We start from the raw sequence: 17,387 nt of genomic DNA, 5'->3' as shown, positions 1-17,387 counted from the left end.
CCGTTTCCGGGCAAACTGCTTTAAAGGATCGTTCCAGAGAGAAGGCAAAAGGCAGCCAGACCAACAGAACGCAGCAACAACGGAAACACCGTAGAACTACGCAGTCCAGGTTTCAAGCTCTCTAAGTACCTATAAAACCACAATTCCTGAATGCTTGGCGTGATTTTCCGGCTCAACATGGATGGTCACACGTGCGCCCGGCATCTTTTCTGCGATGCCTTCCTCAATACGATCGCAAATCGCATGGGCATCCAGAACGCTCATCTCACCCGGCACAACCAGATGAAAATCAACAAACGTCACATGTCCAGCATGGCGGGTCCGCAAATCATGAGCCTCCAGCGCACCATCTCCAAACTTGGAGATCAACGCCCGGATTTCCTCCTGCTCCTCTTCAGGAGCCGCCTCATCCATCAGGCCACCAACAGATTCACGCACCAGCTTCCAACCGGACCACATGATGTTGACCGCAACAATCCCCGCAAGGATCGGATCAAACATCTGCCAGCCTGTTGCCCACACAGCAGCGATACCAACAAACACACCGAGAGATGTATAAACATCCGTCATAATATGCCGGGCATCCGCCTGCAGCGCAGGTGAGCGATGTGCCTTACCAATGCGCATCAAGGCCATTGCCCAGAACAGATTGATGACGGAAGACAGGAAGTTCAGCGCGATACCCTGAAAATTGACCTCAAGCTCATACGGCTCAGTCAAACCCATATAGGCTTTGCGCAGGATCAGGATTGCCGCCAGAACAATTAGAACACCCTCAAGAACAGCAGCAAAATACTCTGCCTTGTAGTGCCCATAGGGATGGTTCTGATCAGCAGGTTTGCGCGCCAGATATAAAGCACCGGCAGCAGCAGAAGCACTGGCAATATTGATGGAGGTTTCAAGAGCGTCAGAATAAAACGCAATGGAGCCAGTCAACGCAAAGGCAAAGTATTTAAGAGTAAATACCAGTATGCCAATGACGATGCTGCCCAGCGCAAAGCGCATGCTCTGGTCCATGTGCCACATCCACCCTAATTCAAACTCGACGACTGCTTAGAAAGTTATCGTCCTCTATCAGGTTTCAGTGGCATATTAAACAATGGAACAGGGTCAAACAGCCAGTTTTTATGCTTATTTGCACTCAATGTTTGCAAATGAAAATCACTCGCAATTTATCGGCCAATTCTACTTGTCGTAAAAAGCTGCACCAATGATTTCGCCTGGCATCTCACCGGAGTTTGTCTGAACCAAAACAGCCCAGTTCTTGGAATCGAACATCTTCAAAGCGGTCCGTGGCAAACGGAACACTTCAGCGGTACCAGACCACATGCCAATCGGCATGATGCTGCGCACCACGTTCTTATAAGTCTGCGTTGTACCAGCGTTTTCACCGCGCTGGATTTCTACAACCGCTTCCTTGTCAATTCCAAGAAGATAAACGTCAGCCTTTTTATCTGGCTGCTTCAAAGAACCAGAGAGCTGAACTTCAAGCGCATTGTCATCAAGCATCGCCTCAACCTGAACGCTCATGCCAGAAGATTTGCGGATCGCGTTCTTCACAGAACCACGATCACTGCCAACCATATGCCCCCGGCCATTCACAACAACCTGAGGCGTATAGATCTGCGCATCACCACGGCTCTTGGCATAATCCTTCTGGCGCTGAGTGAACACGGGAGAACCCAAAGTGTCCTTCCAGCCAAAGTAATCCCAATAATCTACGTGGTAAGAGAGGGTGACCACATCCTTCTGGTCTGAGACAAGCTCCTCCAGAAACTGGTCCGCAGGTGGACATGACGAGCAGCCCTGGCTGGTAAACAGCTCAACCACAGCCTTTGGTGTTTCCGCCTGAGCTGAGAGAGAGGTCGCAAAACCAATTCCCGCTGCGAGAATAACACCCGTCAATCTATTTACAGAAAACCACCGCATTTCGGCCCTTCGCAATTGTTCAAGTCATCGCTGATGCAGCGCTAACCTAAACAATAACCAGATAACTGTAGAATCACATCACAGTGAGCCCCTGAAAACCGAAGGCATCAGGGGCACTGCTTCTATTTGGACTCAGTCAGCACTTTTTCAAGCTCTGGTAAGAAGACATCACGATAACTGGCGGCACTCAAAGGTCCGATAAACTTATAGCGGATCTGAGCCTTCTCATCGACGATGAACGTCTCAGGAACCCCGTAAACGCCCCATTCAATGCCAGCCCGGCCAGTGTCAAAACCAACGCGATCATAAGGATTGCCCAGCTCAGCAAGGAACCGGTTCGCCTTAACATCCGTGTCCTTGTAGTTCAGACCAGCAATCTCAAAACGATCATCCTTGGCAAGATCCATCAAGTATTTGTGTTCTGCACGGCAAGGCGCACACCAGGATGCAAAGATGTTCACCACAGTCACCTGACCAAGCAGATCACTGCGCTGGAACCCGGGAACCTGCTGCCCATCACGCTCCAGCCCTTTAACGGGAGGAAGCGAAAACTCAGGTGCCGGCTTATTAATCAAGGCAGATGGCAGTTCTTTAGAGTCATGGCCTGACAGCATCATGAAACCCATCAGAACCGCAAGAGCACCAAAAACAATCAGCGGAAGAAGAAACAGCGGAGAAATGCCTGATTTCTTTTCCTCGTCCATTTCACTAGCCATTCCTGTTAGCTCTCACTCTTTTCATCAGAACCTGCAGAGACCACCTGGCTGACAGAAGGACCAGCGCGGCGTGTGGAACGACGACGAATACCGCTTGCTTCCAACGCCTGCATCTCTTTGTCCAGCTGAGTTTTGTCTGAGCGCACCCAGACAATCAGCACAGCAATAACAAGTGCAGCCATCGCATAAGCAGCAATCACATATTCAGCGTGACGACCAAACTCTGAAAAATCCATTGTCCTTACCTCGCACCAGCAGGAGCTGCTTTCGTGACCGTGCTGCTGGACGCAGCCGGAGCAACAGATGCTGCACGCATCCGCATTGCTCTGATCCGACGGCGCATAATCTCGTTACGCATGCTCATCAGATGCAAAGTCACAAACAAAAGCACAAAAGCCAAAGCCATCAAACCAAGCGGGATAAGAATGGAAGAGTGAATGGCAGGGCCGTCAGCACGAATAATGCTCGGCGGCTGGTGCAGTGTGTTCCACCACTCAACGGAAAACTTGATGATGATGACGTTGATCACGCCAACCAACGTGATAATCGCATTTACTTTTGCAGCTTTGATAGGATCTTCAATCGCCTTCCACAGCGCGATAATGCCAAGATACATAATCAGCAGCACAAGGAAGGAGGTCAATCTTGCGTCCCAGACCCAAAAGGTGCCCCACATTGGCTTGCCCCAGACAGCGCCAGAAAACAGAGCCAGGAATGTGAATGCAGCACCAATAGGTGCAGACGCCTTGGCTGAAACATCAGCTAGCGGATGCTTCCAGACCAGAGAACCAATCGAAGAAAGTGCCATCATTGCATAACACATTAATGCAAGCTGGGCAGCAGGGACATGCACAAACATAATGCGCACTGTCTGGCCTTGCTGATAATCTTCAGGCGCAACAAAAAACGCGAAGTACAAGCCAACTGCAAGCGCAGCGACCGTCGCAACGATAAGCCAGGGAAGCACAGCTTTCACAAGCTTCAGGAACCGGGTTGGGTTTGCAAGATCGTATAAGGTCATAGAGCCGTTCTAAACTGAGAATGACGAAGCATCAATGTGTACATAGTGTCACGGACCCATCACAGTCATTGATTACGCGCAATTTGACGCTTCACTTCTTCGGGATTTCACCCATTTTAGACGATTTTACATAGACTTAACGCTTCTGGCAATTTCAGCAGCCTCACGGCTGCCGTCATCAGTCACCAGAAACGCGAAGCGCTGCAGCTGCTGCAAGAGGTCCAACAACAAGACCAAAAAGTGTCAGGGCACACAAAAACAGGAACGGAACGAGGAAGTTATTGGAGTCGATCGCTCCCGCTGTCGCGGCACTCACACCAAAGATCAGGATTGGAATTGCCAGCGGAATAACCAGAATGGAGAGCAACACCCCACCCCGCCGCATGGACACGGTAACACCAGCACCAACCGCACCAACAAGCGTCAATGCGGGGGCGCCAACAAGCAAGGTCAGGGTCACCAGAACGATGCTCTGGAAATCCAGACCCACAAACAAAGACAAAACCGGCGTCGCCAACACCAGCGGCAAACCCGTCGCCGCCCAATGGGCAGCACATTTAATCAACACAACCAGCTCAAGCGAACGCCCGGACATCACCAGAAGTTCGAGACTTCCATCCTCGCGATCAGCCTGAAACAGGCGATCCAACCCCAGCAAAGTTGACAGCAATGCGCCAATCCAGAGGATAGCAGCACCAATGCGGGACAGCAGGATCATGTCGGGGCCGACACCGAACGGAAAGATCGTCACCACAGCCAGAAAGAACAGAACACCGATCAGCGCACCACCACCAACGCGGTTCGCCAGTTGGTATTCACGAACAAAAAGACTCTTCATCCAACTCATGATCAGCCCTCGTCCTGCTCGTCTTCGTCGAAATAATCGTCCAGATCCGCTCCGGCAAACATATGCTCACTCTCGGTCGTCACAGGCGACAGATTGAGGAACTTGGTGTTTGGCAGGTTGAGCGGCAGGTGCGTCGCAGCAATCACAAGGCCACCAGCGTGGATGTGATCGGCAATCAACCCCAGCAACACTTCTTCAGAGGCTTTATCAAGCGCGGATGTCGGCTCATCAAGCAACCAGATTGGACGCGGCACCACCAGCAAGCGCGCCACAGAAAGGCGTCGGCGCTGTCCGGCACTCAAGTACCCTGCTGGCAAACTGGCAGTATGCGCGATACCAAGAGTATCCAGCGCTTCCAGCTCGCTCATGCTCTCACGCACTTTGCCGCCACCAAAAGCAGCAGGCTCAAAGAAATCACGCCAGAAACTTAGGTTTTCAAGGACGGATTGCAACGGCTTCAATGCATCAAGATGCCCGAAATAGTGTGAATGCTCGGCAACGGAGCGCTCGGGCATGCCACCTTCCAGCTCAATCGTGCCGTTCGCTTTTGCAACCAGTCCTGCAATCACGCGCAGCAGACTGGATTTGCCGACACCATTGGGACCCTGAACAATCAGAGCTTCGCTTGAACCAACTTCAAAGTCGACATGGTTCAAAACTCTGCGTCCACCGCGATCACATGCAACACCCTGACAGACTAACTTCAATTGGTTCATCGCGCCCGAAACCACCACAGCAGCTCACACTGCTTACCAAACTGACGGCGTATCCCGAAAGTGGATCCGATTTCCGGATAAGATACGCTCCAACAAAGAATTAAAGCAGTTTGCATGATCCCGTCTTTGCGCAAACCACTTTATTCAGGAGGCCGTATCACATTCGGCAAATCCTTCGCTCCCATAAACACAGCTAGAATTCGCGTTGGCTCTGTTCCGGTATTCTTACCGTAGTGCCAGGTATTAACGGCCTCAATAAACGCCTCCCCCTTTTTAAAGGTCAGAGGAGCCTCTTTCTCATAGGTGATCGTCAGCTCACCATCAAGTATATATCCGTGAAGAGGAATGGGATGCATGTGCTCTTTAACAGCCTCTCCAGGTGCCAGCGTAATGATGAGGGATGTCACCTGAGCCTGCCGACCAGTCGGATAGAACAAAGGCTGCTTTGTAATCGTCGTCTCGCTCTTATCCAGCAAAACCTCGGTGTTCGAATAAGCCTCTCCATTCTCCTGGGCCAGGGCGCTGACGACATATCCGCCCAACACCAGACAACAAGCACCAACCAAAACTGTAGATTTCATGGGAAACGCCTTTCTGTTGTTTTCAGCTATTCTCTGCGCATTTTTTCGCCACTTCCGGCGATTATTCTTAGGTGAACCAGAAGCATCCTACCGATAATCCCCTTCCGAGCCTTTAAAGCCACAAAGGATCAAACCATAGGCTAGACACATTGTATACCATTGTATATAATGTGATTCATACAAACCCAAAACCGCTTGATCGGGCGCCCCGTTCCGGCCTAATCTCACCCAAGGTAAATTATTAGCCTTCCGCTGCGGTTCAGCTGGAACCTGCGTCAGAAAGACGCTATAGGGACGACAACTATAAGCTGATTGAATTTCAAGAAGCGCTTTTAATGCATTTGTTAAATGATCAAGCCAACGCCATGACGGCGAACCGCCAAACTCCGGGAGATATCGGAGAGGTTCGCCAGCTCAAAGCTCCGTTTCCTGTTCACAGCGGGAAACGAAATAAGGAGATCGCCGAATGACACAATCTCTAGACAGTTTTAAAGCCAAACAAACGCTGCAAGTCGGCGGCAAGTCTTATACTTATTTTTCCATTCCCGAAGCAGAAAAGAACGGCCTTAAGGGCGTCTCCCAGCTGCCTTTCTCTTTGAAGGTGGTTTTAGAGAACCTGCTGCGTTTTGAAGATGGCCGCACCGTCACCGCAGACGATATCCGCGCCGTTGCCGAATGGCTCACCACCCGCACTTCCACCCACGAAATCGCCTACCGCCCTGCCCGCGTGCTCATGCAGGACTTCACCGGCGTGCCAGCCGTTGTTGACCTTGCCGCCATGCGCGATGCTGCCGTCAGCCTCGGCGGTGACCCTAAAAAGGTGAACCCGCTGGTTCCCGTTGACCTCGTCATCGACCACTCCGTCATGGTGGACTACTTCGGCACCACCTCCGCCTTCGCGCTCAATGTGGAACGCGAGTACGAGCGCAACAACGAGCGCTATGAGTTCCTGCGCTGGGGCCAGTCTGCGTTTGATAACTTCCGCGCTGTTCCTCCAGGCACCGGCATCTGTCACCAGGTCAACCTTGAGTACCTCGCCCAGACCGTCTGGACGAAAGAAGAAGACGGCGAAACCGTCGCTTATCCTGACACCCTCGTCGGCACCGATTCCCACACCACCATGGTCAACGGCCTTGCTGTCCTCGGCTGGGGTGTGGGCGGCATTGAGGCAGAAGCGGCCATGCTGGGCCAGCCGATCTCCATGCTGATCCCGGAAGTCGTCGGCTTCAAACTCACCGGCGAAATGGCAGAAGGCATCACTGCAACCGACCTCGTGCTCACCGTGGTTGAAATGCTGCGCAAGAAGGGCGTTGTCGGCAAGTTCGTAGAGTTCTACGGCCCCGGCCTCGACAACCTCTCGCTGGAAGATGAAGCCACCATCGCCAACATGGCACCAGAATACGGCGCCACCTGTGGTTTCTTCCCGGTGGACGGCGACACCCTCAAATACCTCAAGTCCACGGGCCGCGACGCCCACCGCATCGCGCTGGTGGAGGAATACGCCAAGGTGCAGGGCATGTACCGCGACACCCACGCGGAGCCAACCTTCACCGACACGCTAGAGCTGGACATCTCCACCGTTGTGCCATCCATCGCTGGACCAAAGCGCCCGCAGGATCGTATCTCCCTCGCTGATGCCTCAGAAGGCTTCGCCAAAACCATGGCGGAGGAATTCAAGAAGGCAGGCGAAGAGTTCACACGCGCACCCGTGGAAGGCCGCGACCATGACCTTGGCAATGGCGACGTTGTCATCGCCGCGATCACCAGCTGCACCAACACCTCCAACCCGTCCGTGCTCATCGGTGCTGGTCTGGTGGCTCGCAAAGCCCGCGCCAAAGGCCTCAAGGTTAAGCCATGGGTGAAAACCTCACTGGCTCCCGGCTCTCAGGTGGTGACGGATTATCTGGAGAAAGCTGACGTTCAGGAAGACCTCGACGCCCTCGGCTTCAACCTCACCGGCTACGGCTGCACCACCTGCATTGGTAACTCAGGCCCACTGCCACCGGAAATCTCCAAGTCCGTCAACGACAACGACCTCGTGGCCTGCTCCGTGCTGTCGGGCAACCGCAATTTTGAGGGCCGCGTCAATCCGGATGTACGCGCCAACTATCTGGCCTCTCCGCCACTGGTTGTCGCTTATGCCATCGCAGGCTCGCTCAACATCAACGTGGCCAAAGACCCGCTCGGTAACGATCAGGACGGCAACCCCGTCTACCTGAAGGATCTATGGCCAACCACGGAAGAGATCACCAACCTCATCCGCTCCTCCATCACGGAAGAGATGTTTGAAGAGCGTTACGGCGATGTGTTCAAGGGCGATGAGCACTGGCAGAACATCAAGGTGGAAGGCGGCATGACCTACGGCTGGCCGCCAGCATCCACCTACGTGCAGAACCCGCCTTACTTTGAAGGCATGACCATGGAGCCAGCACCCCTCACGGATATTGAGGGTGCGGCAGTCATGGGCCTGTTCCTCGATTCCATCACCACCGACCACATCTCTCCAGCTGGGGCGATCAAAGCAGACAGCCCGGCAGGTCAGTACCTTGAATCCCATCAGATCTCGCCAAAAGACTTCAACTCCTACGGCTCCCGCCGTGGCAACCACGAAGTCATGATGCGCGGCACCTTCGGCAACATCCGCATCAAAAACCAAATGGTACCGGGCGTGGAAGGTGGCTATACCACCAAGGATGGCAAGCAGCGTTGGATCTACGACGCCTGCATGGAATACAAGGAAGCAGGCACCCCGCTTGTGGTGTTTGCTGGCAAGGAATACGGCACCGGCTCCTCCCGCGACTGGGCGGCAAAAGGCACCAAACTGCTCGGCGTGCGTGCGGTCATCGCTCAATCCTTCGAGCGCATCCACCGCTCCAACCTCGTCGGCATGGGCGTCCTGCCCTTCACGTTTAAAGAGGGCGAAAGCTGGCAGTCCCACGGCATCGATGGCACTGAGCGCGTAACCATCCTCGGCGTAGCAGACCTCAAACCCCGCCAGATGGTCGACATTCAGGTCGAATTCGCTAACGGCTCAAAGAAAACCATCGAAGCCCTCTGCCGCATCGATACCGAAGACGAACTGGAATACATCAAAGCTGGCGGCATCCTCCACTACGTGCTGAGGAACTTGGTCTCCGGCTAAGACTGTCCAGAGTAACGCAAACACAAAAACGGGCCCTTCAAGGCCCGTTTTTTATTGGCTGCCCCACCTTCTGAGCCACCACCTCCACCGATGTCATCCCACACAAGCAATCCCCTCCGACATCATCCGGCACAAGCCCCCCTCCGACGTCATCCCGCACAAGCGCAGCGCGATGCGGGACCCAGAGCCACACACTCAAACCTTAGCCACCCCCGCGCTGGATCCCGCATCAAGTGCGGGAAGACGGCGGGGGTCTCCGGTTTCATGAATAACATTCATTTATCACATTAAGAAAATTCTATTAAAATTCAAACACTTTTCCCTCTGAGAGAGTTAATTCAATGAGTAACTCACCCGAAAACCCAATCCTCGTTAGAGAACTCGAAATCTCGAATGTCGCATCATTTAACGAACCCCAGAAAATTGAGCTGAAGCGATTCAACTTTTTCTACGGGCTAAATGGATCGGGTAAGACAACTGTATCTCGACTACTAAAAAATAACGCTGCAGGAGAATTTTCAGATTGCAAAATCACTCTTTCTGACCCTTCCGAAGTCCCCGAGTATCTTATTTACAATGAAGACTATATTCAGAGGACCTTTCACGCAGAAGAGACACAGAAAGGGATTTTCACTCTAGATGAAGCCAACAAAGATGCAGTCGAGGGTATCAAGAAAGCTCAAGAAGAGAAGATTCCCCTCATTGCTGATCTCGCGACAGAAAACGATAACCTAACCAAAAAAGAAAACGAGATAACAGAAGCAAGCAAAAAAATAGAGAGCGATCTTTACTCATATAAAAAGACATTTGAACAAGACGCCGCACTTAAAAAATGTATGACGGGCTTTTTAACGCCCGCATCTAAATTTGCAGATAAGATACGAAATAGTGCTCAATCACCAATCTCAATTGATGATGTCTCAGCTCGTATTTTAGAAATTTCGCATGAGTTCAGAGAGTTATCGGATGGCAATCAACAGGATAAACTCATTTACACGTCATCATTGCCCACGCAACAAAACATTGAAATCGACCCAATTTTTGCGAAACAATTGGCAGGCAGTAAGGATGGCTACCTTTCAGACATCGTTGAAAAGCTCTCTCATGGCGACTGGATAACGGAAGGTATCACAAAGTATCTTGATGCAACCAAAGATTGCCCATTTTGCAAAAGAACTCTCAGTATCGATTTAAAAGCTCAAATACGCGCGCATATCGACGATGAATATCAAACGCAACTTGAGGCGCTTGATATTCTTAAGTTAAATTATTCAACGTTCAAAAATGACATTGAACAACAATTACTTGAATACGAAGAAGATTTAACTCTAAAATCAAATACATTATTACAAACAAAAGTTCAAAATCTAAAAGGACTTATTTCATCAAACCTAGCGCGAATTTCAAACAAATGCACAAAACCAAGTGATGTTGTTTCTCTAGAAGAGACATCCTCAATAATAAACGAAATTATACTTATTATTAAAGAGAAAAATACAGAACACAAAGCCTTCAACCAAAAGCTTTCCAATGCATCTATTGAAAAGAAGAACTTGGTAAGCGAGTTCTGGACGCTCCTTCGCAAACTTTCTGATGCAAAGATTTTGCAGTACGAAGAAGCGAGAAAATCTCTCTTGAAAGAGAAAGATGAAGTAGCTGCTAAAGTCCGAGACTTGAAAAACAAAATACTGCTAAAAGACCAGCAAGTCTCCACCTTCCAAAAGCAGACAAAAAACGTCGAAAAACCACGCAGGTGGATTAACGATCATCTGGGCCTTCTAGGATTAAGTGGCTTCTATATCGAAGAATTCTCGAAGACCGATAATGGTAATGCTGTACCATTTCTGAGATTACGACGAAAAAATGAAAGCTCGAAGGTATTTCATAGTCTAAGTGAAGGAGAAAAAACCTTAATATCGTTTCTTTATTTTGTTCAATCTTGTATTGGTGTAGATGATCCCGATCGAAGCATTACTCTTTCGAAGAGAGTTATTGTAATTGATGATCCAATATCAAGCCTCTCTTTTAATCACGTTTTTGACGTAGCTTGCATGGTTAAGCGGTTTTTCCTCGTCAAAGACAATCAATACGGCCAGGTATTGATTCTGACTCACCATCTATACTTCTTACATGAGTTATTTCAGCAATCCTTTCGGGGAAAAAAGAGTGTGAACATTCAGAGTGAAAGTAATATTTTCCGAGTGCAAAAAGCTGAGAAAACTCAAATCACAAACATCAACCAAAGTGAAATACAGAATAACTACGAATCTTATTGGCAAACGATCAAAGATGTAAAAAATCAAAAAGCATCATCAATCATCCTTCCTAATGCGATGCGCAATATTCTCGAACATTATTTTGGCTTCATCAAGGGTGAAGATAAGCTACAAGCAGCTCTCGAGAAACTGAGTTTAGACAACAACGATGTTAGCTTCAGTGCTTTCAATAGATATGTAAACCGTGAATCTCATTCTGATCAGATTAACCACACTGATGCCAAAGAAGTTGATCCGGAAAAATTCTTAGAACATTTTGAGGCTGTATTTAAAGCAACAAATTTTCATGAACATTATTCTGTGATGATGTCAGATGCATCTTAACTGATGCAATTTTCTATCTTGAAGAATTGTGCCGGGTTTATCCCGGCACTAGTCAATCCCCCACCATCCACACCCTCGTCAAAACCGACAATTTGACAACCTCAGGTTTTCATTCCACATTCATACATGAGGCCTAGAAACCTCCTCTAAGACAGCGGTAACCGCTCCCGTTAACTGGCGGATTTTTTGTGCCTGCTTTATAGGTAGCGCGCAAACCCTTTGCTATGAGCGGGAGGGCGGTGAATACAATACCTTCTTCGGAGGGGAATAAACTCGCCTGTCTGTCTTACAGGTTTCTAGCCTCCCGCTCGCCAGTGGGCCCTAGAAAGTCGAGCTGTCGCGCGGTTGTTCAACCCTGTAAAGACAAAGGGATTGAGAATGACCGACTCCGCATGTGCCTGTGGCACCACAAATACGTTCCAAAATGAAATAGACGAAGTCCTCGTCGTTGTCTCTGATCTGCAAAATCTCAGCTATATGCAGCACTTACTGCTGACTGAGAGACTGCAGCACAGCAGCGAACGCGATGCTTTGTTCACTCTGCATCATGCCTTCCACGACCGACTGGAAGCACTCCAAAAACGCTGCGGAACTTTAGAGCGGGTCGCTCATCCGCAGCCGATAAACACCAAAATTCCGCTTCCTGAATAAGCCCGCCCAGCGCTCCACAAAGCAAGGGAACCTGCCCACGTGGAGCATGTGCTGGCGCACTGTGTAAGAGCATTTGGCAACACTGCCATCCGCTCCGGTGCCGGAAGCGAGAACGCACCTACACCCCGCATCCTCGCGGAAAGCACCCTGCTGGCCTGCGGCGCCACCACCCTCCGCAGGCCAGCGCTTATTTACCAGCGCAAATGCCAGCTTTTGTCAGGGTCAGTTGCCATGCAGCAGCGGCATCAAACGGCGTGACCAGCCCGTCATCGTCCTTGTTCGTAAACGCGCCCATACCATGCGCAATCATGTATTTGGGGTAATAATCTGGCGCATCCTGTCCCTGCAGAAAGTCACAGGCCTCGGCAATGCCATCCTTGCTGTAATTTTCCAGCGCTGCACCAAACGCAGTGCGCTGCGCCTCGTTCATCCTTTGAAAAGTCACCATCCGCAGCACAGAAAGCGCCTGATACGCGCTCTTATCCTTCACCCGCTGCATATCAAAGGTGCCACGCGCAAACGCCATCACATAAAGATCAACGGCAGAGCCATACTGCTCCTTCTCAATGCAATCAAAAATCGACGCATAAAGGTCAGCCGGAGTGTAACTCGTCTTGGCGTCTTCCCGCGCAATACAGCCCACATCATGGGTCACCTGCAGGTTTCCCTCGGCCTGATGATTGGTGATTTTGCCTTGCGCCTGCGCACCACCGGCAAACAACATTGCCCCACCCAATAGGCTGAGAGCCAGATACGAAACTTTCAACGAAAACACCTCTCTAATCGCCCGGAAAGCACCCTTCCCGGCACCTCGCCACTACAATCTGCAGGTCCCACTCATACACCCGTCACCCCACCCCTCACTTGACCTTAGCCAAACACACACCCGGTTATCTGCCAAAGTGCGCAGAGTTCTCATCCGCAACCTCCCCCGCGTCATCCCGGGCGCAGCAAAGCGAAGACCCGGGACCCATAACCATAACCCTCTCGGCTCCACTCACTCATGCTCTCCCACACACAAATGCTATCGCTGCCTCACAAACACCCGCACACATTATGCAGCAACTGCCCCTGAGGATCGGGCTAACACAGGAGGAGCCTGCAAAAAACTTATCCCCCTTGGCAAAAGATGCCGCCATACTAACTCCCATGCCTACGTAACGGGCTGCTGGCGGACCGTCCGTCAGTTTGTCGTAGGCTGGGTGGGGCTTTTGAGAGAAGTAACGTATCTTTCAAAGGTCCGGTGGAACCGATTTTCAAACGTGACCGCATGGTTTGAGAGGAAGGGCCCAAGTCTGAAGGGCATCACGCGGTGACACGAACCGGTCAGAGTGGTTGCGTGTCAGGGATGAAGGAACTGTTTTAGTAAGGAAACTTGCTGGAATAAGCCATCGTCCTTCCAGGAAACTGGCTATCGTGTCTTTCAGGATAAGAGGCGATGTTGTCCATACCAAAATGCCCGGGCAAGGCGACAGCCAATGCCGAAGACTCATAACCAATAAAATGCGCAGGCACTGCCTGCTCGCCTTGCCCTCCCCATTTTGGGAGTTTCACGTGAAAACACCGCCGGACATTTCCAGCGGTGCTAAAGCTGTTTGCAAAACAGGAAGGCTCACGCCGCCGCCTTCTCCTTGAACATGTGAAGCCGATCCGTATCTTCCCACTGCAATCTATAGCCAAGCTGCTCAATGAACACCTTCGCAGGGTGGGTCTTGATCGGGTTGAACGTCCACTGGCTAAAGCCCTTGCGCTGAATATCTTCCTCCGTGCGCTCAAGCAGATACTTCGCCAAACCATAGCGGCGAAAATCCGGATGCACATACACGTTGAAGATATGGGCACTGTCATTCAGAAGCCCCCAATAGCAATAGCCTTTGATGTCATCCGCCATTTCAGCGGCAAAAGTGCGCAGCAAAGCCTCTTCCATCCGCTTGCGATGCACAGCCTCACACGTCTTCCACCGCTCAAAGTTCTGCGGTTCCAGCTCCGCCATATAATGCGCTTCAAGCTCCAGCAAAGCCGGAAGATCCTTCGCTTCAGACACCCTGATTATGGGAACAACCATCTGCGATCCCTCTTATGTCACCATTGTAACTTTGCCCGTATCAAGGTCATACACCCCACCAACCACCTTCAACGTCCCCGCCTTGAAGTGCTTGTCCAAAATAGGCGATGCCTGCTGCAAAGCCGTCACGCCCCACTGTACATTGGCTTTGATGGCATTAACGAGAACATCCCCCTTCTCACCCTGCGCCTGCTGCACAGGAGGCCGAAGAAGCTCAACAAGCGTTTGAATATGACCGGGAAACTGGTTGCCACTCTGAACAGAAGAAATCGCCGCCTTCACAGCACCGCACTTCTCGTGACCCAGCACCATGATGAGCTGCGTACCAAGCACATCAACACAAAACTCAAGGCTCGCAAGCCCTTCCGGCGTCACAACATTACCGGCGACACGCACGACAAAGAGATCCCCACGCCCCGTATCAAACGCCAGCTCCGGCGCCACACGGGAATCCGCACAGCCAAGGATCGCCGCAAACGGGTTCTGCCCAGCAGCCAGTGCAGCACGTGTACTCTGGAAATCAGCAGGAGAGATATTCCCCTCAACATAGCGCTTGTTACCATCCATCAAACGCTTAAGAGCAGCCTCACCACCAATCTCATTCTTAGGAATAGGCGGCTCCTGCGCACTGACAGACGAAACAGCACCAACACCACCCGTTGCCAGAGCAGCACCAAACACACCAGCCGTTTTCAGAAACTTGCGGCGCGCTGGTGATCCAACCAAACCCGCTTTGTCATTGCACATCCAACACATAGGCTTCTCCTGGCCAAACAACAAAAGTTGCAGCCAGCCTAAGAGCCCATTCTGGACATTCTGTTGTTGAATTGAATGAAACAGCCCTAAACGAAAAGAACTCGCAATCGCACCTAAATTTCTCTTTCCAGCCGCGGACCAATTTCTCTGAATTCGTTATTAAGATAAAAACTCAGCGTTGTTTTCCAAGCTGGCTGATGCGGCGCTCCCACTTCCAGGTAAGGCCAGTCCATCTCCTGCCCCTTCAACACTGCCTGTTGCAGCAGTATTTTACCAACCCCGGCACACCGACCAGACGGCACAACGTAAAACTCGACGATTTCACCAAACCGGCCACCAGCATAAATGGCCTTCTTTTCCGAAAGTGTAATGAGCCCGAGAAGCTCCCCCTGAGACCGCGCCAGATAAGCCCAATAGCGAGAACCATCGTCGGACAGAATATCCTCAGCCGTCATTTTGAATTGCCCAACATCAAGCTCATCTTCCGGCCAAAGTTCGCTTTCCATCGCAAAGACGAGCTCACCCAAGCGATGCGCATCCGCTTCTCTGGCAGGTTCCACTGTAATCTCATCGAATATCACGGACCCATCTCCCTGATCTCAAGTCGCAATCACCAGCCTACCAATTTTCAGAGCATCTACCCATTCTCAAAACTGGGAGAATTTAGCCGTATAACTCTAATGCTGTGAGGCCGCCTGATTATTCCCCTCAACAATGATGAAGCTATACTCGAATGGATATTCTGACCAATGATAGTAAGGCGCAGCTTCCTTATGGATCTCACTGTTAGGGATCGGCTTGCCTTTAAGCTTCTGATAAAGGGCAGACATGTTCTCAGGGACAGCCTTGGAGTGCCCCTTCCAAAGGATCGCAACCGGATAGGCGTAATTGATATCGATTCCGGAATACTCTGGAATGGTTACTGCCCAACCCGGTTTCAGGTCGCCAATGTTACCCGCAATGCTGTGAGACGTAGTCAGAACACTTCGCACACCATACTGCGCCAGCGTATCAACAATTGCCTGAGAAGGAAGCGAATGCGCACTTGGCTTTTTAAAACTGCCAAAAGCAAAGTTGAAGGGAATGAGCACAACGATCAGCACTGCCAGCACACTAGCTGTTCCAAGAATGATCTTGGCCTGACGTATTGAGACCTCAGCAAACAGCCACAGCGAAGCAACCAGCGGAGCAAGAAACAGGATTGGCTGAAGCCATCGATCTTTCACATTGGTCGCGCCACTTGCAACAACAGACACAGCAGCAATAACCAGCCCAAAGATAACGACAAGCGTGAGAAGTTTGCGAATGGTCTCATTCACATATTGGTCGTGCTGCTCAGCATCCTTCCAATAAAAGCTCGTCGCCCATGCGCAAAAGAACAGGACCACAGCCACAATGACAAACTGCAAAGCTGCATTTACCAGAGAGATAAACCCGGTCAGAAAATGCCGTTCAACCTTTTCGATTCCGAACTTATGGACACGTGCATAGATGAGGTCCTGGTTCTCAAACATCCAGAAAGCAGGAGGAAGCAAAAGCACGACGGCAACAGCAGCAGAACCAAGAATGTATTTTGAACGTAGGAACTTGCGCCCGTCCTCAATGCAAAAGCCAGCTACGATCAAAGCGACAAGCAAAAACATATAGTTGTATTTGGAAAGTGCACCTGCTGCGATCACAACACCAAACACAACAGCACGCCACCAGCTTGGTTTTTCGATGCAGGTCAGGAAGAGATAAACCGTCCATGCAGAACACGCGAACATCAAAACTGAATGGCTCAACGCCCGCTGCGATTCCCAGGAGATCTGCGGCAGAAAGATAAGTGAGGCCGTCCCGATAGCTGCCAACGTCGGATCAGAGGCCTTCCGCGCTGTGAGCCAAACACCCAGATAGCCGAGAAACAACAAGGTGTTTTTAAGAAGAGCCGTTGCAAAGAGCCCTTCTCCAAACACCCAGAAGAAAGCGATTGTCAGCCAAGTATAAAGTGGCGGCTGCGGGCCATATCCAAGCTGAAAACTCTGAGCCGCAATAATCTGCTCCGCTTCATCCAGGCCCAATACGGGAGACGCAAAATAACGAGTAATGGTCTGGACAATGAAGTATCCGGCAAGAAGCCAGACAAAGTGTTTCGCGATGAACGTAGCCCAGTTATCCGAGACTATGACGCGTTGAAGTTTGGGAAGGAACCCTTGATCTTGCAGCATCTGCACCATGCGCAGTTATCGACGCTTTTGCGCCTTGTTTTCGTTCCCTCCATCATACCAATTACAACTAAGCATTGGCTTTCAGCTTTAATTAAAACCAGCGGCCAATAAAAAAGCCTTCGCAAGCATAACCTGCGAAGGCCTAGAATTTATAAA

Annotated in this window: 18 protein-coding genes; 4 read left to right on the top strand and 14 right to left on the bottom strand. The window is 50.8% G+C overall.

Annotated elements, in window-relative coordinates; genetic code table 11:
- Nucleotides 1-129: 129 nt before the first annotated feature.
- The 8 genes from PsAD5_RS04885 to PsAD5_RS04850 form a co-directional block, all read right to left on the bottom strand.
- Entirely contained in the window at nucleotides 130-1,017 is an 888-nt protein-coding gene (locus PsAD5_RS04885; protein ID WP_063291307.1) for a cation diffusion facilitator family transporter, read from the bottom strand.
- 168 nt (nucleotides 1,018-1,185) lie between these two features.
- Nucleotides 1,186-1,929 carry a DUF1223 domain-containing protein gene (locus tag PsAD5_RS04880; RefSeq protein WP_057464681.1) on the bottom strand — a complete coding sequence of 248 codons (744 nt, stop codon included), beginning with the start codon at nucleotides 1,927-1,929 and terminating at the stop codon, nucleotides 1,186-1,188.
- 122 nt (nucleotides 1,930-2,051) lie between these two features.
- Entirely contained in the window at nucleotides 2,052-2,645 is a 594-nt protein-coding gene (locus PsAD5_RS04875) for a DsbE family thiol:disulfide interchange protein (protein ID WP_063291271.1), read from the bottom strand.
- Nucleotides 2,646-2,650: 5 nt separating this feature from the next.
- Nucleotides 2,651-2,881 carry a heme exporter protein CcmD gene (gene ccmD / locus PsAD5_RS04870; RefSeq protein WP_057464679.1) on the bottom strand — a complete coding sequence of 77 codons (231 nt, stop codon included), beginning with the start codon at nucleotides 2,879-2,881 and terminating at the stop codon, nucleotides 2,651-2,653.
- 5 nt (nucleotides 2,882-2,886) lie between these two features.
- The gene (locus PsAD5_RS04865; RefSeq protein WP_057464678.1) at nucleotides 2,887-3,666 is read right to left on the bottom strand and encodes a heme ABC transporter permease; all 780 of its coding nucleotides are present in this window, start codon (nucleotides 3,664-3,666) and stop codon (nucleotides 2,887-2,889) included.
- 178 nt (nucleotides 3,667-3,844) lie between these two features.
- On the bottom strand, nucleotides 3,845-4,504 hold the full coding sequence (gene ccmB / locus PsAD5_RS04860) for a heme exporter protein CcmB (protein WP_181951980.1): 660 nt from the start codon (nucleotides 4,502-4,504) through the stop codon (nucleotides 3,845-3,847).
- An 11-nt stretch (nucleotides 4,505-4,515) separates the two neighbouring features.
- Entirely contained in the window at nucleotides 4,516-5,220 is a 705-nt protein-coding gene (gene ccmA, locus PsAD5_RS04855) for a heme ABC exporter ATP-binding protein CcmA (protein WP_108818758.1), read from the bottom strand.
- Nucleotides 5,221-5,369: 149 nt separating this feature from the next.
- Nucleotides 5,370-5,810 (bottom strand): cupin domain-containing protein, encoded by a 441-nt coding sequence (locus PsAD5_RS04850; protein WP_063291270.1) that lies wholly within the window; start codon nucleotides 5,808-5,810, stop codon nucleotides 5,370-5,372.
- A gap of 335 nt (nucleotides 5,811-6,145) precedes the next feature.
- On the opposite strand from PsAD5_RS04850, the gene PsAD5_RS28655 reads away from it, so the two are divergent.
- The 4 genes from PsAD5_RS28655 (at nucleotide 6,146) to PsAD5_RS04835 (ending at nucleotide 12,203) form a co-directional block, all read left to right on the top strand.
- On the top strand, nucleotides 6,146-6,280 hold the full coding sequence (locus tag PsAD5_RS28655; RefSeq protein ID WP_275078111.1) for a hypothetical protein: 135 nt from the start codon (nucleotides 6,146-6,148) through the stop codon (nucleotides 6,278-6,280).
- Nucleotides 6,277-8,952 carry an aconitate hydratase AcnA gene (acnA, locus tag PsAD5_RS04845; RefSeq protein ID WP_063291269.1) on the top strand — a complete coding sequence of 892 codons (2,676 nt, stop codon included), beginning with the start codon at nucleotides 6,277-6,279 and terminating at the stop codon, nucleotides 8,950-8,952. Before PsAD5_RS28655 ends, acnA begins: the two co-directional genes overlap by 4 nt.
- A gap of 341 nt (nucleotides 8,953-9,293) precedes the next feature.
- Entirely contained in the window at nucleotides 9,294-11,552 is a 2,259-nt protein-coding gene (locus tag PsAD5_RS04840; RefSeq protein WP_063291268.1) for an AAA family ATPase, read from the top strand.
- A gap of 378 nt (nucleotides 11,553-11,930) precedes the next feature.
- A complete protein-coding gene (locus tag PsAD5_RS04835) occupies nucleotides 11,931-12,203 on the top strand; it encodes a hypothetical protein (protein WP_063291267.1) in 273 nt (90 codons plus the stop codon).
- A gap of 187 nt (nucleotides 12,204-12,390) precedes the next feature.
- Here PsAD5_RS04835 and PsAD5_RS04830 read toward each other — a convergent pair whose 3' ends face one another.
- The 6 genes from PsAD5_RS04830 to PsAD5_RS04810 form a co-directional block, all read right to left on the bottom strand.
- On the bottom strand, nucleotides 12,391-12,969 hold the full coding sequence (locus tag PsAD5_RS04830) for a hypothetical protein (protein WP_208988485.1): 579 nt from the start codon (nucleotides 12,967-12,969) through the stop codon (nucleotides 12,391-12,393).
- 596 nt (nucleotides 12,970-13,565) lie between these two features.
- Nucleotides 13,566-13,757 carry a hypothetical protein gene (locus tag PsAD5_RS27795; RefSeq protein ID WP_152986789.1) on the bottom strand — a complete coding sequence of 64 codons (192 nt, stop codon included), beginning with the start codon at nucleotides 13,755-13,757 and terminating at the stop codon, nucleotides 13,566-13,568.
- 58 nt (nucleotides 13,758-13,815) lie between these two features.
- A complete protein-coding gene (locus tag PsAD5_RS04825; protein ID WP_057464672.1) occupies nucleotides 13,816-14,268 on the bottom strand; it encodes a GNAT family N-acetyltransferase in 453 nt (150 codons plus the stop codon).
- 12 nt (nucleotides 14,269-14,280) lie between these two features.
- Complete coding sequence (locus PsAD5_RS04820) at nucleotides 14,281-15,024, bottom strand: carbonic anhydrase (RefSeq protein ID WP_244272061.1); 744 nt, start codon at nucleotides 15,022-15,024, stop codon at nucleotides 14,281-14,283.
- Nucleotides 15,025-15,137: 113 nt separating this feature from the next.
- Nucleotides 15,138-15,605 carry a GNAT family N-acetyltransferase gene (locus PsAD5_RS04815; RefSeq protein WP_208986367.1) on the bottom strand — a complete coding sequence of 156 codons (468 nt, stop codon included), beginning with the start codon at nucleotides 15,603-15,605 and terminating at the stop codon, nucleotides 15,138-15,140.
- Between the two features lie 96 nt (nucleotides 15,606-15,701).
- Nucleotides 15,702-17,231: an ArnT family glycosyltransferase gene (locus PsAD5_RS04810; RefSeq protein WP_063291305.1), complete on the bottom strand. Its 1,530-nt coding sequence runs from the start codon at nucleotides 17,229-17,231 to the stop codon at nucleotides 15,702-15,704.
- Nucleotides 17,232-17,387: the final 156 nt, after the last annotated feature.

Origin of the sequence: Pseudovibrio sp. Ad5 (assembly GCF_001623095.1) — a bacterium.
In the GTDB taxonomy this organism is placed as follows: Bacteria; Pseudomonadota; Alphaproteobacteria; order Rhizobiales; family Stappiaceae; genus Pseudovibrio.
The sequence above is the reverse complement of the archived record's forward strand: the minus strand, read 5'-3'. Positions and strand labels throughout refer to the sequence as shown.

What these genes read in the sequence shown, in the direction of transcription:
- PsAD5_RS04820 (WP_244272061.1), bottom strand. Translation starts at nt 15,024, where the DNA reads ATGTGTTGGATGTGCAATGACAAAGCGGGTTTGGTTGGATCACCAGCG.
- PsAD5_RS04875 (WP_063291271.1), bottom strand. Translation starts at nt 2,645, where the DNA reads ATGGCTAGTGAAATGGACGAGGAAAAGAAATCAGGCATTTCTCCGCTG.
- PsAD5_RS04885 (WP_063291307.1), bottom strand. Translation starts at nt 1,017, where the DNA reads ATGGACCAGAGCATGCGCTTTGCGCTGGGCAGCATCGTCATTGGCATA.
- PsAD5_RS04850 (WP_063291270.1), bottom strand. Translation starts at nt 5,810, where the DNA reads ATGAAATCTACAGTTTTGGTTGGTGCTTGTTGTCTGGTGTTGGGCGGA.
- PsAD5_RS04840 (WP_063291268.1), top strand. Translation starts at nt 9,294, where the DNA reads ATGAGTAACTCACCCGAAAACCCAATCCTCGTTAGAGAACTCGAAATC.
- PsAD5_RS28655 (WP_275078111.1), top strand. Translation starts at nt 6,146, where the DNA reads ATGCATTTGTTAAATGATCAAGCCAACGCCATGACGGCGAACCGCCAA.
- PsAD5_RS04880 (WP_057464681.1), bottom strand. Translation starts at nt 1,929, where the DNA reads ATGCGGTGGTTTTCTGTAAATAGATTGACGGGTGTTATTCTCGCAGCG.
- PsAD5_RS04810 (WP_063291305.1), bottom strand. Translation starts at nt 17,231, where the DNA reads ATGCTGCAAGATCAAGGGTTCCTTCCCAAACTTCAACGCGTCATAGTC.
- ccmB (WP_181951980.1), bottom strand. Translation starts at nt 4,504, where the DNA reads ATGAAGAGTCTTTTTGTTCGTGAATACCAACTGGCGAACCGCGTTGGT.
- PsAD5_RS04835 (WP_063291267.1), top strand. Translation starts at nt 11,931, where the DNA reads ATGACCGACTCCGCATGTGCCTGTGGCACCACAAATACGTTCCAAAAT.
- acnA (WP_063291269.1), top strand. Translation starts at nt 6,277, where the DNA reads ATGACACAATCTCTAGACAGTTTTAAAGCCAAACAAACGCTGCAAGTC.
- PsAD5_RS04825 (WP_057464672.1), bottom strand. Translation starts at nt 14,268, where the DNA reads ATGGTTGTTCCCATAATCAGGGTGTCTGAAGCGAAGGATCTTCCGGCT.
- ccmD (WP_057464679.1), bottom strand. Translation starts at nt 2,881, where the DNA reads ATGGATTTTTCAGAGTTTGGTCGTCACGCTGAATATGTGATTGCTGCT.
- PsAD5_RS04865 (WP_057464678.1), bottom strand. Translation starts at nt 3,666, where the DNA reads ATGACCTTATACGATCTTGCAAACCCAACCCGGTTCCTGAAGCTTGTG.